1 protein-coding gene is annotated in these 272 nt (G+C 50.4%); it reads left to right on the top strand.

Features of this window, described 5'->3' with window-relative positions:
- Positions 1-101: 101 nt before the first annotated feature.
- The coding region (locus tag HMPREF2726_RS02295) for a helix-turn-helix domain-containing protein (protein ID WP_148132458.1) at positions 102-272 on the top strand (171 nt) is incomplete at its 3' end.

Consider the following 272-nt stretch of genomic DNA (forward strand, 5'->3'; position numbering starts at 1 on the left):
GTTTTCAGACGACGGCGGATTCGCATTTGAAGTGCAACTTTCCATAACAGAAAAAGGCCAGTATGCGGTAGCATACGGCCTTTCCTGCAAGAAAGATTGCCATGAGCTACACACAACTGACCCAAGACGAACGATACCATATCCAATACCTGTCACGCCACTGCACCGTCACCGAAATCGCCAAACAGCTTAACCGCCACAAAAGCACCATCAGCCGCGAAATCAAGCGGCACTGCATCCAAGGACAGCAATACAGCGCCGATAAAGCCCAA

Source organism: Neisseria sp. HMSC074B07, assembly GCF_001810355.1.
In the GTDB taxonomy this organism is placed as follows: Bacteria; Pseudomonadota; Gammaproteobacteria; order Burkholderiales; family Neisseriaceae; genus Neisseria.